Annotated in this window: 15 protein-coding genes and 2 tRNA genes; 8 read left to right on the top strand and 9 right to left on the bottom strand. The window is 51.8% G+C overall.

All coding sequences use genetic code 11. The annotated features are described in order from the left end of the window. Positions 1-28 precede the first annotated feature (28 nt). Entirely contained in the window at positions 29-1,111 is a 1,083-nt protein-coding gene (gcvT, locus tag B9A13_RS04575) for a glycine cleavage system aminomethyltransferase GcvT (RefSeq protein WP_084233865.1), read from the bottom strand. Between the two features lie 252 nt (positions 1,112-1,363). On the opposite strand from gcvT, the gene B9A13_RS04570 reads away from it, so the two are divergent. Beyond that, positions 1,364-2,539, top strand: a complete 1,176-nt coding sequence (locus B9A13_RS04570; protein WP_084233337.1) for an IS110 family RNA-guided transposase — start codon at positions 1,364-1,366, stop codon at positions 2,537-2,539. A gap of 225 nt (positions 2,540-2,764) precedes the next feature. On the opposite strand, the gene B9A13_RS04565 is transcribed toward B9A13_RS04570, so the two are convergent. From B9A13_RS04565 to B9A13_RS04545, 5 genes are all read right to left on the bottom strand, one after another. Further along, positions 2,765-2,950: a hypothetical protein gene (locus B9A13_RS04565; RefSeq protein WP_084233864.1), complete on the bottom strand. Its 186-nt coding sequence runs from the start codon at positions 2,948-2,950 to the stop codon at positions 2,765-2,767. Beyond that, positions 2,943-3,353: an iron chaperone gene (locus tag B9A13_RS04560; RefSeq protein WP_084233863.1), complete on the bottom strand. Its 411-nt coding sequence runs from the start codon at positions 3,351-3,353 to the stop codon at positions 2,943-2,945. Before B9A13_RS04560 ends, B9A13_RS04565 begins: the two co-directional genes overlap by 8 nt. A 4-nt stretch (positions 3,354-3,357) precedes the next feature. Then, entirely contained in the window at positions 3,358-3,891 is a 534-nt protein-coding gene (locus tag B9A13_RS04555; protein ID WP_084233862.1) for a putative immunity protein, read from the bottom strand. An 88-nt stretch (positions 3,892-3,979) separates the two neighbouring features. After that, positions 3,980-4,453: an MBL fold metallo-hydrolase gene (locus B9A13_RS04550; RefSeq protein WP_242942774.1), complete on the bottom strand. Its 474-nt coding sequence runs from the start codon at positions 4,451-4,453 to the stop codon at positions 3,980-3,982. Between the two features lie 176 nt (positions 4,454-4,629). Next, positions 4,630-4,705, bottom strand: a tRNA-Pro gene (locus B9A13_RS04545). A gap of 422 nt (positions 4,706-5,127) precedes the next feature. Between B9A13_RS04545 and B9A13_RS04540 the strand changes: the two genes are divergently transcribed. Next, positions 5,128-6,666, top strand: coding sequence for an oligosaccharide flippase family protein (locus B9A13_RS04540; RefSeq protein WP_159448026.1), 1,539 nt, complete (start codon positions 5,128-5,130; stop codon positions 6,664-6,666). 58 nt (positions 6,667-6,724) lie between these two features. Here B9A13_RS04540 and B9A13_RS04535 read toward each other — a convergent pair whose 3' ends face one another. Next, on the bottom strand, positions 6,725-7,558 hold the full coding sequence (locus B9A13_RS04535; protein ID WP_084233860.1) for a pyridoxamine kinase: 834 nt from the start codon (positions 7,556-7,558) through the stop codon (positions 6,725-6,727). Positions 7,559-7,787: 229 nt separating this feature from the next. On the opposite strand from B9A13_RS04535, the gene B9A13_RS04530 reads away from it, so the two are divergent. The 3 genes from B9A13_RS04530 to B9A13_RS04520 all read left to right on the top strand — a co-directional run bounded on the left by B9A13_RS04530 (position 7,788) and on the right by B9A13_RS04520 (position 9,387). After that, positions 7,788-7,870 (top strand) — tRNA-Leu (locus tag B9A13_RS04530). 421 nt (positions 7,871-8,291) lie between these two features. Further along, the gene (locus B9A13_RS04525; protein WP_084233859.1) at positions 8,292-8,744 is read left to right on the top strand and encodes a helix-turn-helix transcriptional regulator; all 453 of its coding nucleotides are present in this window, start codon (positions 8,292-8,294) and stop codon (positions 8,742-8,744) included. A 52-nt stretch (positions 8,745-8,796) separates the two neighbouring features. Beyond that, positions 8,797-9,387 carry a hypothetical protein gene (locus B9A13_RS04520; RefSeq protein ID WP_084233858.1) on the top strand — a complete coding sequence of 197 codons (591 nt, stop codon included), beginning with the start codon at positions 8,797-8,799 and terminating at the stop codon, positions 9,385-9,387. A 331-nt stretch (positions 9,388-9,718) separates the two neighbouring features. Here the strand turns inward: B9A13_RS04520 and B9A13_RS04515 are convergent, their stop codons facing one another. Together B9A13_RS04515 and B9A13_RS04510 are read right to left on the bottom strand one after the other, a co-directional pair. After that, a complete protein-coding gene (locus B9A13_RS04515) occupies positions 9,719-10,450 on the bottom strand; it encodes a helix-turn-helix transcriptional regulator (RefSeq protein ID WP_159448025.1) in 732 nt (243 codons plus the stop codon). 8 nt (positions 10,451-10,458) lie between these two features. Continuing rightward, positions 10,459-10,959 carry a GyrI-like domain-containing protein gene (locus B9A13_RS04510; RefSeq protein ID WP_159448024.1) on the bottom strand — a complete coding sequence of 167 codons (501 nt, stop codon included), beginning with the start codon at positions 10,957-10,959 and terminating at the stop codon, positions 10,459-10,461. A 141-nt stretch (positions 10,960-11,100) separates the two neighbouring features. Here B9A13_RS04510 and B9A13_RS04505 point away from each other — a divergent pair, with 141 nt between their 5' ends. The 3 genes from B9A13_RS04505 to B9A13_RS04495 all read left to right on the top strand — a co-directional run bounded on the left by B9A13_RS04505 (position 11,101) and on the right by B9A13_RS04495 (position 13,315). Further along, complete coding sequence (locus B9A13_RS04505; RefSeq protein WP_084233855.1) at positions 11,101-11,580, top strand: SAM-dependent methyltransferase; 480 nt, start codon at positions 11,101-11,103, stop codon at positions 11,578-11,580. A gap of 46 nt (positions 11,581-11,626) precedes the next feature. Next, positions 11,627-12,298 carry a DUF4332 domain-containing protein gene (locus tag B9A13_RS04500; RefSeq protein ID WP_159448023.1) on the top strand — a complete coding sequence of 224 codons (672 nt, stop codon included), beginning with the start codon at positions 11,627-11,629 and terminating at the stop codon, positions 12,296-12,298. A gap of 255 nt (positions 12,299-12,553) precedes the next feature. Next, on the top strand, positions 12,554-13,315 hold the full coding sequence (locus tag B9A13_RS04495; RefSeq protein ID WP_084233853.1) for an MBL fold metallo-hydrolase: 762 nt from the start codon (positions 12,554-12,556) through the stop codon (positions 13,313-13,315).

The following is a 13,315-nucleotide window of genomic DNA, read 5'->3' as shown; positions in this document are numbered from 1 at the left end:
CCTCCCTATATGATTCATGACAGACTTTTTATTTTTTTCTGGAGTAAAAAGGCAGGGGGACGATTTCGGCTCTGAGCCTGCGGCCCCGGACCTCCACCTCCAGAACCCGGCCGGGCTCGGATACGGCGCGGGGCACCAGGGCCATGGCGACGGCGTACCCCAGATAGGGGCAGTGGGTGCCGGAGGTGGTGAAGCCCACGGGGGCGCCGTCTGAAAATACGGGACAATTTTCCCGTGCGATCCCTCCGGTCACCCGGAGGCCCACCCGTTTGCGGGACGGGATCCCCGCCTTTTCCAGGGCGGCACGGCCCACGAAGTCCGGCTTATCCATCTTCACGAAGATCCCCAGGCCCGCCTCCCGGGGAGTGATGTCCTCCCGGAGCTCGTGGCCGTAGAGAGGCATGGCGGCCTCCAGACGCAGGGTGTCCCGGGCGCCCAGGCCGCAGGGGATGACGCCTCTCCCCTCCCCCGCCCGGAGCAGCAGGTTCCAGAGGGCGGGGGCGTCCCCGGGAGCGCAGTAGAGCTCAAAGCCGTCCTCCCCGGTGTAGCCCGTCCGGGAGACCAGGCAGGAGACGCCGCCCACGTCCGCTTTTAAAGTGAAGGTATAATATTTTTCGGGAAGAGGAGAATCCGCAAGGGGCTTTAAAATCGCTTCGGCTTCCGGACCCTGAAGGGCGAGCTGGGCGACGGTATCGGAGATGTCCTCCAGGACGCAGTCCCCGAAGAGACGGTCCCGGATCCAGGCAAAATCCTTGTCCCGGTTGGAGGCGTTGACCACCAGCATATAGTGTTCCCCGGAAAAGCGATAAACCAGCAAATCGTCCACCGTGCCCCCCGATTCATTGCACATGGGGCTGTACCGGGCATGGCCGTCCTCCATGCCCCGGAAATCGTTGGTGAGCAGACGCTGCAAAACGTCAAGGGCGCCTTTTCCGCGAAGAGTGAACTCCCCCATGTGAGAAACGTCGAAGAGACCGCAGGCTGTGCGCACCGCCAGGTGCTCCTTAATTACCCCGGTTTCGTACTGGACGGGGAGAAGATACCCCGCGAAGGGCACAATCTTGCCGCCCCGCTCCAGATGACATTCGTACAGCGGCGTTTTCCGCTCCATTTTTGTTACCCCTTGTATTATAGAGTAGTAGTTATTAGAGCCCCTCTCCAAGGGCTTGTGCTACACTGTAAGGGATGCTGTGGATTGGTTTGAAACCCCTACCACGCGATGGTTCACGAAAGGTTCCAACCACAGCCCTTTGCAGGTTTGTTAATCAGTTAAATACCGCCCGACGGTTTATGTGGAACAAGGTTACAAGAGCAAAGTGTCCTGTGGATGCAGCATCATAATTTTACCGCCGGAGGTTTTGCTATGATTTCTGTTGGAATCGACGTTGCCAAGGACAAACACGATTGCTTCATCATCGACTCGGAAGGGGAAGTTCTTGCGGATGTGTTCACCGTTCCAAACAGCATGGATGGCTTTCACCGCCTGCTGCAAAGGATCCGAGACTGCTCCTCGCCCCAAGACAAGATAAAAGTAGGACTTGAGGCTACCGGGCATTACAGCTGCAACATCCTTGGGTTTCTTCTTGACAACGGTCTTCCCACCTATGTCTTGAACCCCTTGCACACGAACATGTACCGGAAAAGCCTCAGCCTCAGAAAGACGAAGACAGACCGTGTCGATGCGCGAACGATTGCGGCTATGCTTTTGTCCGATGTGGGCCTCAAGCCCTACACAGACACAGCTTACCACAATGAGGAGCTAAAGTCACTCACGAGATACCGCTTTGACAAGGTGAAAGAGCGCGGTAAGCTTAAGCAGTCTATTGCCCGCCTGGTCTGCATCCTGTTCCCTGAACTGGAAAAACTGGTGCCGACGCTTCACATAGTCTCCGTTTACGCCTTGCTGGTGGAATTCCCCGGAGCCAAACAGATTGCCCAGGCACATCTGACGCGGCTGAAAACGCTTTTACATGACGCTTCCAGAGGTCGCTACGGACGGGACCTGGCCGTGAATATTCGGGATACTGCCAGAGCTTCCGTCGGTTCTGAAATGCCGGCGAAGTCGCTGGAGCTGCGGCACACCATCCGGCTTATTCGGGAACTGGATGCCGAGATTGCGGAAATCGAGTCCGCCATCCGGCACATCATGGACGAGCTTCATTCGCCCATTACGACGATCCCGGGTATTGGCACCCGCATGGGGGCCATGATCCTTGCCGAGGCTGGCGACTTCTCCCGGTTTGATTCTCCGGACAAGCTGCTGGCCTACGCCGGGCTTTCACCTTCAACATACCAATCCGGGCAACTCAGGAATTGCTATGCCCATATGGAGAAGCGCGGCTCCAGATACCTGCGTTACGCCATATTCAATGCCGCAAAGTATGTCTGCCTCTGGGATCCGACATTCTCTGCCTACCTTGCTAAGAAACGGGCGGAGGGCAAGCACTACAACGTCGCAATCTCTCATGCTGCCAAAAAGCTGGTACGGCTCATTTACGCCTTAGAAAAGTCCGGAGAACCTTATCGCTTGGCAGCGTAGCTTTCACTCAATAGCCGGCATGGGGCTTTAATGCGCCCCTGCTTTGCTATACCTTTTTGAGCCATCTGGTTTTTGTCCACAATCCTTAATTCAGGGCTTGACTTTTAATAGTTAATCTTTAGTATAGACATTATCGCCAATTTATGTCCGCCCCCGCTCCACCACGTGGTGGGGAATATATCAACAAGACGAAATCAACAAAGTATAAAGCCTTTACCCGGCGGCTTAGTCCAAGCCCAATTCTCTTTTTATGAGTGCCGATGCGATGATGAGCGCCTTGATCCGGCGTATGAGCAGCGTGTGCTGCGGAGAGCCCTCTTTCAATTTCGGCTGTACTTTCTCACATTTGCTGATCGTTGAAGCGATAGCCCGGAGAGCTTCTTCCAAATCTTCTTTCGTAAAGCTATCCATTCAAGTTCTCCACTCTCCAGCGCACAATGTCGGCAATCAGCTTGTGATCCATCGGCTTATCGAGAGGAAGCTGAATCGCTCCCTTGGAGGTTTTGTATCCTGCCAGACGCTCCGCGAACACGCCGACCGCCTCGCCGCCGGGGTAAAGACCGATATGCTTCTTAAACGCCGCAAAGTGGATAAGGTTCTCGCCCTGCCAGAAGGTCGGCATACGCCATGAAATCTTCTCAATGGCGTTTGGGGCGGCAGCGTGTATGGTTTCACGGATCCTCTGCAGAAGGGGCTGCACCCCGGAGGGCTGTGCGGCGATATACGCATCGATCGCGTTTTCTTTATCGCAGCAATGATCCAGATTTGTGCTTTCAAGTTCCCGTCCGCACCGGGGGCATTTCTTATTGCTCATAAACTCACCTCTTACACTGCCACGTAAATTTCGCCGGATTCGGCTCGTTTTCTACCGCTATGGCACGCAATGCCGCTTCCATGCGTCCGCATTCCTCGGCGGCACAGGCTTCGAGCTGCGCCCACGGGGCACTGACACCCAATTTGTCATAGGCGACCGCCAGCGCGCCGTAACAGGCCAACCCCAAGCAATGCGAAGCCGAGTGTACTGTGGATGCGCATTGCCCGATCGCCCTTGCCGAGGCCTGCCCGGTCGGGTTGGTTTCAAGTTCGCGGGCGGCGGCATGACATTCCAGAATGGCTGCCTTTGCCTGCGGCAGCTTGATTTTGCCGTCGAGCCATTCATGGGCGGCGATCAGCGCGTTTCGAGGACGGGCGTCGTCGGGACGGTTTTTTTCGTAAATCGGCAGAATATGCGTTTCGCAGTAAGAAACGCACCAATTGGCAAGCGTTGGTTTACTTTGCGTCTCAACTCGTTTCACCAGCGACTGAATATATGGCGCATCCCATTCCGACAGCATTTTTCGCGGCCTGCTCATATTCCGGCTCCTTAAAAATTCAAGTTTATACCATGTATTGTATCATACCTTGTCGCCTCTTCCGGAAAGGCATATTTACGCACCGTTTTTATAAATCAAGCACGCCCCCATGATAACAAATCATTCTTTTTGCAGGGAAGGAGAGTAAACGCTCCATGGAAGCTATCGCTTCCTCCATATCTAATGTAAATTGAGGATTGGCTATTATAGGTTTTCCGTTTTCTAATGCCATTGCATCGCCGGAAATGACAGTATCAAATCCCGGGAGATAGAGCGAGATATGCCCCGGAGTATGACCGGGCGTTGCAATAACCTGACAGCCCCCGCAAAAGGGCAGCAAATCATCCCCGCAAAGCCGGCGGTCAATTTGAACGGGTTCGACAGTACGTAAAAGGCCGCAAAATGCCTCTCCAAATGCCCGCTGCTCGGGCGGCAAAGTTTTTTGCAACTGCTCAGCCTGTTCCAGCCGAAGCGACTTCCGAGCCCCGGAAATATAGGGCGTTTCTATGGATGACGTCACAATTACTTTCATCGGAAAGTACAACGGGATGGATTGTGTCATGAATGTTCCCATATGTCATTTCAATATTTAAAATGATGATTTTCTTCATTCTGGTTTTCCTCCAAGAAAGTCGTGCTCATACTCCAATTGTATCATACTCTGCATTACCAGAAACACCGACATAAAGTAAAAATCGTTTCTACAGGAGGATTTCTCAAATCCCATAGAAACGATTTTGGTCCGAGTGACAGGATTCGAACCTGCGGCCTGATGGTCCCAAACCACCCGCGCTACCAGCTGCGCTACACCCGGATATTTCGTTTTGTTCCGAAGACAACGGAGGGGCGACGGAAGGCCCGCGGGGCATTTATGCCGCTGACGATCCGCGCCGGAACCGGCGGAACATAGGATAGTATACCGTATTTGCCGGGGGCTTGCAAGGGATTTCTGGCGGGACGGGAGCGGTCCGCGGGGGAGCGGGAAAGAGCGTACGACGGCGACATGGTACGGGCGGGACGGCGGGGGACGAAGAGCGGGAGCGCGAGAGCTGGGGCGGCAGGCGAAGAACAAGAAGCGAAGCGGGGCGAGGAAAGGACGGGGGGACGGGGGCAAGAGGCGGACGCTAAGGAATCGGGACATAAACCGGAGGGGATACAGGACGTCGGCGCAGACAGAAGGAGCGGGGTTCTGCTTTGGTTTCAAAGGGCATATCCTTTTGGAAAGGGGGATTGGCCTTGAAGCAGAACCGGGACTCGCTGACACGGAACGCGCTGATCCTGACGGGAACCAGCGTCGCGTCCCAGGCGGTGGCGTTCGTCTACCGTATTTTTTTAAGCCGGGCCATCGGCGCGGAAAACATGGGGCTTTTCCAGCTCCTGATGCCGGTGTATTCGGCGGCCATGGCGGTCCTCTCCGTAGGGCTCACGGCTTCGGTGTCACGGCTTTCGGCGGAATACCATGCGGTGGGCAACGGGAGGGCGATATACCAGGTGCTGCGGCAGTGCCGCCTCTTTTTCTTTCTGATGTTTTCCGTTTTCGCGGCCGTGGTGATACTGCTGAACGACCCCATCTCGGTGACGCTGCTGGGAGACGCCAGGACCCAGATGGGGCTTTTAATTTTGCTGCCCTGCATCTTTTTCACCGGCATCGAGAACCTGTACAAATACTATTTTTACGGGACGGGGCGCATTCGCCCCCCCGCCCTCACGGAGCTTGCCGAGCAGGTCATCCGGACCGCGGCGGTGCTGACGCTCCTGGCCGTATTCTGCCCCTGCTCCGACGAGACCATGGTGGGCCTCGTAGTGGCTGGCATGGCCATCTGCGAGGTGTTCAGCGCCTCCACCCTCGCCGTTTTGTACCGCAGATACGGCGGGAGCCCGGGCAGGGGAGGCAGAGGGATGCCCGCGGAGACGCTTCGGAAAAACATCGGGGATATCGCGCTCCCCGTGGGGGCCACCAGCGTGCTGGGGAGCATCATGACCTCGGCAAACGCCGTCCTGATCCCCCGGAGGCTCATTTTATCCGGGATGCCGGCGGAAAAGGCCATGGAGAGCTTCGGTATTCTCTTTGGGATGACCATCCCCATGATGATGCTGCCGGGGGCTTTCTTCGGCGCTTTGAGCCTGACACTGATGCCCAAGCTGGCGGAAGGCCGCGCCCTGGGGAAAACGGACGAGATCCGGCAGAGAATATCCAAGGCGATCGCCGCGACGGTCCTTCTCATCCTGCCGTCTCTGGTGTTCCTTCTTTTCTTCGGGGAAGACCTGGGGAGCGCCCTGTTCCACGAAGCTTCGGCGGGGACCGCGCTTCCGGCCATGGCCCCGGGCGTCTTTTTTGTTTTTCTCCAGGGGATCACCGGCTGCTGCCTCAACGGAATCGGAATCCACAGGCCCACGGCGGTGATCTCCATCCTGAGCGACGTGGTCCAGCTGGGGTTCACCTGGTATTTTACCGCCATTCCCGGTGTGGGGATGTCGGGATTCATCGCGGGGCTCGCCGTGAGCTCCGCGCTGGGGTTTTTTCTGAACCTCATCTGCCTTACCAAAGTCATCGGTCTGCGTATGGAGCTCAGACGGTGGTTTCTGGCCCCGGGCGCGGCGGCGGCGGGGATGTTTCTGAGCCTGCGGTTTTTGCTGGGGGCTCTGCCCTTCCCGGGAGCAGAGCTCTTCCGGGGGGCCGCCGCCACGGCGGGGGGCGGGGCGGCCTACCTTATGATCCTGCTTCTTCTGGGGGTGCCCGTTCCGTTCATCAGGGTGCCGCGGCGGAAAGGATAAAATAAAAAATCAGGACCCGCCGGAAACCCCGGCGGGTCCTGCGCAGCACAGGGAAGCATCACAGGATGAGGCTGCCCATGAGAGGTTCGAATTCTACGCCGTCGCGAAGGGGGAGCCCCTCGTTATAGGTGCGCAGGGCGCAGGCGTGCACGAAGGAGACCGCCGCCTTCGACGCCTCCGCAAGACTTTTTCCCCGGAGGCGCGCTCCCAGAAGGACGCTGGCAAAGAGGTCCCCCGTGCCGTGAAATTCCGCTCCGATCTGGGGAGAGAAGGCAAAGCTCACCTCGTCCAGGTCGGCGTCATAGCACGCGGCGCCGAGAAGCCCGTCGTCAAAGGAGACACCGGTTATCACCACCGAGCGGGTTTTTCCCAAAGACAGGGCGGAGAGAAGCTCCGTGACGCCTACTTTTGTCCGGGAAAGGCTTTCGTAGGGGCGGCCGAGCAAGAAGGCGGCTTCCGTAAGGTTGGGGGTAATGAGGCCTGCGGAGAGGGCCAGGTCCCCCATTTTACGGCACATTTCCGGAGTGTAGGTCCGGTACATCCGGCCGTGATCCCCCATGACGGGGTCCACCAGGACGAGGGTATTTTCACTCCTGAAATCCTCAATAAAACGCCGCACGATGTCCATCTGCCGCTCCGAGCCCATAAAGCCGCTGTAAACGGCATCAAACTTCAGGCCCAGGCTCCGCCAGTGATCGGCGATTCTCGGCATCTCATCCGTCATGTCCAGAAAGGTATATCCCTCGAATCCGCCCGTATGGGTGGACAGGAAGGCCGTGGGCAGGGGACAGCACTGCACCCCCATGGCGGACAGGACCGGCAGGGCCACCGTCAGGGAACAGCGGCCGAAGCCCGACATATCATGGATAGCGGCGACGCGGGGACACGGCATGGGCGCTCACTCCTTTATAATTTTTCTATTATATACCGGAAGAGCGCATCTGACAATTGCAAATTCCCGGACGCTCCGGGGAAGGACACGATTTGCCCGGCAGGGAAGGGGAGCAGGGGCAATGGGACAAAACAGGCAGACGCCTGAACGGGCGCTTCGGCTTCGGATTGACTTTTCGTACCGCTTTGGTATAATACTACATACTGAGCCGGCCGGGGAGGCCGGATATGCGGGCGTGGTGGAACTGGCAGACACGATGGTCTTAGGAGCCATTGCGCAAGCGTGCAGGTTCAAGTCCTGTCGCCCGCACCATCTTAAATGGACCTCAAGTGTTCATAACGACAAAAACAGGCTGGCTAAACCAGCCTGTTTTTGTTATGCAATGATAGTTTTGTCGTTTCAGCCTGCCCAGATACTCCCGTGATTCCACGACGGCAAGACAGTTCCATATTTGCTATTGTCGGCGCTGACTCTGCATGGGTGGAGTCTATGGCAATGGTTTTAATAACCTCGAAAATCGTCGCACCCTCAAACCTGTGAATCAGGCAGTCATAAAATACACGCTGCAAATCGGGGTGCGCAAAACGAGTCGTGGTTTACCGTTTGAAATACAGAGCTTTTTCGGATATATGATATCAAAAAACTTTATGTGCAGACTTTTTTAATATTGAAATATGTGACCATATAGTGTATAATTACACTATAAAGCACAGCTAAAATTGAGGGTAGAAATATGGAAAAAAAGCAATTTGTTAATTTAATGGATGAAAAACTTAAACTGATTCGAACGGAATACGGATTAACACAGGATAAAATGGCAGCTATATTGGGTATTTCGAAAAAGACATTGATCGAAATAGAAAAGAACAGAAAAAGTCTGGGTTGGACGAATTCGGTTGCCTTGGGAAGCATATTTTCAGACAGTACGATACTTCATGATGCAATAGGAGGAGATATATCCGGCTTTATCATTGCCATGGCATTTAAGAATATAGAGGTTGACTACCCAAAAACTTGGGGAGGCAAGGTTTGGTGGAAAACAATCAGCGAAAAAAAAGGCTACCGTATTCAACAGAATCTGTTTTCGCGGCATTATCGGCTATTAGATCAGGAAAACCATAGAATGTATGTCTCTTTTAGTCTAAAGGAAACTGAAGAGATCATGGAAAAGATATTCCATTCATGATTTCCCGATAATAACTTAATGCCCGCAAATTTTTATATAAGGGGTGAAGAAGATGCCTAAAATCAATAATTCCCCAATAGCTTATATACTTTGGTCAACTTTGGCAGGGGCAATCTCATTTTTTATCGGCGGAGTAATCGTTTTCATCATATCATTACGCATGGATATAGTTATTTTAGATACGATTATTGCCGGAGCAATAGGCGGACTTTTACTTGGCGTATTCCTTCGAATGCAACAAAAAATAGGGACAATGACCATTGCCGGGGTCGTGGCAGTGCCGGTGGGTTTTTGGGTAAGTTTCTTTTCGGGATATGTATTTTCCGAAATTCCTTTCATTGCGGATACTCGCGTTCCGGATGTGCTCGCCTTCATTCTGATGGGAGCCTTGGTCGGCGGATTATTCGGGGCAATTACCTATGGCCGTAAATCCGTCTGGTTGTTTGCCGCTGTTGGCGGCATTTTGTCCATACCGTTGGGATTTTTTGTAGATGCTCTGAATTCGGGGCGGCTGGACAATTTCTTGAACGTCCTTGGTGTACCCCATTTGGGTAGTCTTCCGTTCATAGTATTTTTTGGTATTGGCATAGGGCTCAGTATAGGTCTGTATGAAATGCTGAAACAAATAAGGGCTAAAGGTTAATTTTATCAAACGCCTGCTAAATCTTCACCATTATCCGCTTTTTTAATAGTTGTTTGCGCAATGCCAAAAAAATCTTTATTTTATGCAGGTTCCCGAGTTTATCGTTATGAACACTCAGACCAGCAGCAGAGCCGCCAAATCTGACGGCTCTGCTCTCTTTTTCCTTGTCTTTTTCGATTTACCCGCTATGCTATCTTATCTGACGAAGAAATGCTGTAAGAACACTCGCATTTGAGGTGTTGGTGATAGAACCTATTTTGTTTTGCTATCGCACAGAATAGAAGGAACTGATTCTTTGATGTCAAGTTCATTCATCAATCAATATTATTTTTCAAGAAAGCAAAGACACATATGGTACAAGTATATCTATATGGTCTTCCTCTTTTTGAATCATAAAGAAATTACTGCTCATTTCGTCGACATCATAGAAGTAATCAATAAAATACCTGAAAGCAAGCTTTGCATCGGTATGATAAATCCGGAATTTTTGTCTCAGGGGACTTAGCCTGAAGGACAGAATTTCATTTTCGCTGCGACTCGGATTTCCCTGAAAAACGCAATTTAAGTTAAACAAATTCTTTTTTGACAAGAGTATGAGATAACTGCCTCCAGAATTCACTTCGGATACCGAAGATACGCGGTTTACTTCAAAGAAGCAATCCTCGCTGAGCTTGTCAATTATTTCGACGCGCAGCCCGCTTAGAAAATTTAAATAAGGTTCATCAATCGGCTCATATACGGCAAGGGGTTTATATACGGTCGCTTCGCTGGGATTCTCTCCGAACACCTTCCTGAATGCCCTCGTATATACCTCGTGTGACTGAAAGCCATACCGGAATGCAAGGTCAACGATTTTAATCTTCTTATTAAAAAGGTCTTTATATGATTCAGATATTTTTCTTCTCAGGATATAGTCATAGACGGAAATATGGGTATGCTTTGAAAACTCCCTCGAAAAATAAAACTGGGAGTAGGAAACAGCGTTTGCGACATCGCACACGCCTATGTCGTTATGAAGGTTGGATTCAATGAAAGCGATGCTTTGCATTACAGATTCAAGCATAGTCAGGCTCATACTTTTACCGGAATATACGCGTCCAACACAGAGTCGTCCAAATGATCCATTCCCATAAATCGCTCGTCATAGGCCTGAATAATAAAAGAAGCGTTCCGACTCACGCCGCATTCGGGTATGATGTCCGTGTCAAGTGTCTGCCACCAGTCGCCCGTAATTTCCTGTCCATAGAGCGTTACTTTCAGGTAATCCGATTCGGGAAAAAACTTTGAACTCAATGAGTATGGCAGCTTCGCGGTATTTACCTCTTCACCCACAAACACTTCAAAATAGCCTTTGGCAGCCGTTTCGCTTCCGTAAATATGAATCTCATACAAATACGGCTCATTGCGGGAGTATGGCCGTTCGGGGTTTGCGGAGATATGGCTCATAAACCGACTCCACGTCTTTCCAATCTCATTTTCAGAGTCCCAGCAGCCCTTCCTGCTGAAGGGGTCTCCGTAAAAACTGACACCTCCCAGTAGCAGGGAATTCAGATGAATCAATTCTGTTTTCATACGATTTCTCCTTGAGCACAAATCATCAAACTGCTTGCATTTTATCACAGAATGCGGCCATATTGAAGCAATAATCATCAAGATAACAGAACGAACTGACGCTATAATCAAGAATGAATTATATTGAATGGAGGAATTCGTATGTCGGTAATATTTAATCCTATCGGAAAGGTAAAAGTCGAAAGCAACCGCTATTATATCGAGCTTGAAGAGAAGTATTTTGAAGCGACGCTGGGGCTACAGGAATACAGCCATATCGAGGTAATATGGTGGTTCAATTTGTATGACAGCGAAGAGTCAAGAAACTACTTTGTAATGGATCAGCCTTATAAGAACGGTCCGGAGAAAGTCGGAGTGCTGGCCAGCAGATCTCCGGTCCGGCCGAATCCCATAGCGGTCACGGCCTGCGCCCTTATCGCGCTTGACGGGAAAGCATCGAGGCTTGAGGTCGGATACATCGACGCCGAAGACGGCACTCCAGTTCTGGATATCAAACCGTACGAGCCATCCATAGACAAGGTGCGCGACGTCAGAATGCCTGATTGGTGCAAGCACTGGCCCGATTGTCTCGAAGCGAACGAGGGGTTTGACTGGAGCCGGGAGTTCAATTTTCCGGAATGACGGTTTATAATAGGATAAAAAGAAAATGCCGGGGGTGCCCGTTCGTATGAGTTATACAATCGATTTGAAGCGAATATCGATTCAGGTGTACAGGGGAATTCTGAAAAATCAGAATCTGCTGCCGGGCCGCAGGAGCCTGCTTAATGCGCTCGAAGAGAGGTTCAGGAGAATGGCAGATGCAGGTATCGGCAACCTGTTTGAATTGAAAAACAACCTGTCGACTCCTCAGAAGCTTTCGGCATTGTCGGCAAAAACAAAGATTCCGGAGGACTACCTGGTCATTCTGAAAAGAGAGCTTAGCAGCTTCGATCAAAAACCTGTTCCCATCTCTGATTTTCCAGGCGTAAACGAACAGACCGTCCACAGGTTGTTGGAACACAGTATTAAAACATCGAAGGATTTTTATAACATGTTTATGGCAGCGGGAGGGGACGAAGCGATAAGCTCTAAAACCGGTGTCGGCGAAATCGCGCTTAACGAATTGTACTCCTTGTGCAACCTTGTCAGGATAAACGGCGTCGGGGCCGCCGCAGCAAGAACCTTGTATGAAAGCGGATATAAGAACATAGAGGAAATTGCCCATGCAGACCCCGGAGACCTGCTGAACCGAATATCGGAGACAAATTCAGTCGGGCATTATTACAATGCCAAACTCGGAATAAAAGATGCGCAATTTGTCATCGACTTTGCCAAGCTATTATTCGAATTTTTAGTGTAAACACCGCTCATTGACTGCCGTAATACCGTTGATATTACTGGTTTTTTCGTATAAATGCGGTAAGAAAATTCACACCACCTTAAATGGACCTTAAGTGTTTATAACGACAAAAGCAGGCCGACAATAAATCGGCCTGCTTTTGTTTCGCACGTTTCTTTTTGTTTTCCGCTCTGCTATAATCTAGTGGGAATCGCTCCCGGAAAAACATGAATTCGAAAGGCTTGTCTGCAGACAAGTGTAAAAGGACATATTCAAATGAGCGATTGGTTCACGGTAAACCATATCAGTGAGGATACCCATATCATCAGTGAGTACCGGCATTGGGAGGAAACGCACAGCTATTTGCTCATCGGCACAGAAAAAGCGCTCCTGATCGACACCGGACTCGGCATCTGCAATATTTACGACGAAGTGAGGAAACTGACCGATAAGCCCGTCACCGCCGTTGCAACACATATTCACTGGGATCACATCGGCGGTCACAAGTACTTCCCGGATTTTTACGCACATGAGAATGAGCTGGATTGGCTCGGCGGAGAGTTCCCGCTGACTATGGAACAGATCAAGGGCATGGTGGCGGACCGCTGCGATCTGCCGGAAGGATATGACGTGGACCGCTATGAATTCTTTCAGGGGACACCCTCAAGGGTGCTGAAAGACAAGGACGCGATCGGCATCGGCGGGCGCGTTCTGCAGGTGCTGCATACACCCGGCCATTCGCCGGGGCACATGTGCTTTTATGAAAAGGAACGGGGCTGGCTTTTTACCGGCGATCTGGTTTATAAAGATACCCTGTTCGCTTATTATCCATCCACGGATCCGGAAGCCTATCTGAAATCAATCGAGCGCGTCGCCGCGCTTCCGGTAAAGCGGGTTTTCCCGGCGCATCACAGCTTGGATATTCATCCGGAAATCCTCTTAAGAATGCAGGATGCTTTCCGGCAGCTGAAAGCGGAAAACAAGCTGCACCACGGCGGCGGGATTTTCGAATACGGCGATTTTGCTATATGGGTTTAG

Source organism: Papillibacter cinnamivorans DSM 12816 (genome assembly GCF_900176335.1).
Classification (GTDB): Bacteria; Bacillota; Clostridia; order Oscillospirales; family Oscillospiraceae; genus Papillibacter; species Papillibacter cinnamivorans.
Note: the sequence above shows the minus strand (reverse complement) of the source record. Positions and strands in the feature narration are given on the sequence as shown.

What these genes read in the sequence shown, in the direction of transcription:
- B9A13_RS04550 (WP_242942774.1), bottom strand. Translation starts at nt 4,453, where the DNA reads ATGACACAATCCATCCCGTTGTACTTTCCGATGAAAGTAATTGTGACG.
- B9A13_RS04570 (WP_084233337.1), top strand. Translation starts at nt 1,364, where the DNA reads ATGATTTCTGTTGGAATCGACGTTGCCAAGGACAAACACGATTGCTTC.
- B9A13_RS04560 (WP_084233863.1), bottom strand. Translation starts at nt 3,353, where the DNA reads ATGAGCAATAAGAAATGCCCCCGGTGCGGACGGGAACTTGAAAGCACA.
- B9A13_RS04495 (WP_084233853.1), top strand. Translation starts at nt 12,554, where the DNA reads ATGAGCGATTGGTTCACGGTAAACCATATCAGTGAGGATACCCATATC.
- B9A13_RS04535 (WP_084233860.1), bottom strand. Translation starts at nt 7,558, where the DNA reads ATGCCGTGTCCCCGCGTCGCCGCTATCCATGATATGTCGGGCTTCGGC.
- B9A13_RS04555 (WP_084233862.1), bottom strand. Translation starts at nt 3,891, where the DNA reads ATGAGCAGGCCGCGAAAAATGCTGTCGGAATGGGATGCGCCATATATT.
- B9A13_RS04515 (WP_159448025.1), bottom strand. Translation starts at nt 10,450, where the DNA reads ATGCTTGAATCTGTAATGCAAAGCATCGCTTTCATTGAATCCAACCTT.
- B9A13_RS04500 (WP_159448023.1), top strand. Translation starts at nt 11,627, where the DNA reads ATGAGTTATACAATCGATTTGAAGCGAATATCGATTCAGGTGTACAGG.
- B9A13_RS04525 (WP_084233859.1), top strand. Translation starts at nt 8,292, where the DNA reads ATGGAAAAAAAGCAATTTGTTAATTTAATGGATGAAAAACTTAAACTG.
- B9A13_RS04510 (WP_159448024.1), bottom strand. Translation starts at nt 10,959, where the DNA reads ATGAAAACAGAATTGATTCATCTGAATTCCCTGCTACTGGGAGGTGTC.
- gcvT (WP_084233865.1), bottom strand. Translation starts at nt 1,111, where the DNA reads ATGGAGCGGAAAACGCCGCTGTACGAATGTCATCTGGAGCGGGGCGGC.
- B9A13_RS04565 (WP_084233864.1), bottom strand. Translation starts at nt 2,950, where the DNA reads ATGGATAGCTTTACGAAAGAAGATTTGGAAGAAGCTCTCCGGGCTATC.
- B9A13_RS04505 (WP_084233855.1), top strand. Translation starts at nt 11,101, where the DNA reads ATGTCGGTAATATTTAATCCTATCGGAAAGGTAAAAGTCGAAAGCAAC.
- B9A13_RS04520 (WP_084233858.1), top strand. Translation starts at nt 8,797, where the DNA reads ATGCCTAAAATCAATAATTCCCCAATAGCTTATATACTTTGGTCAACT.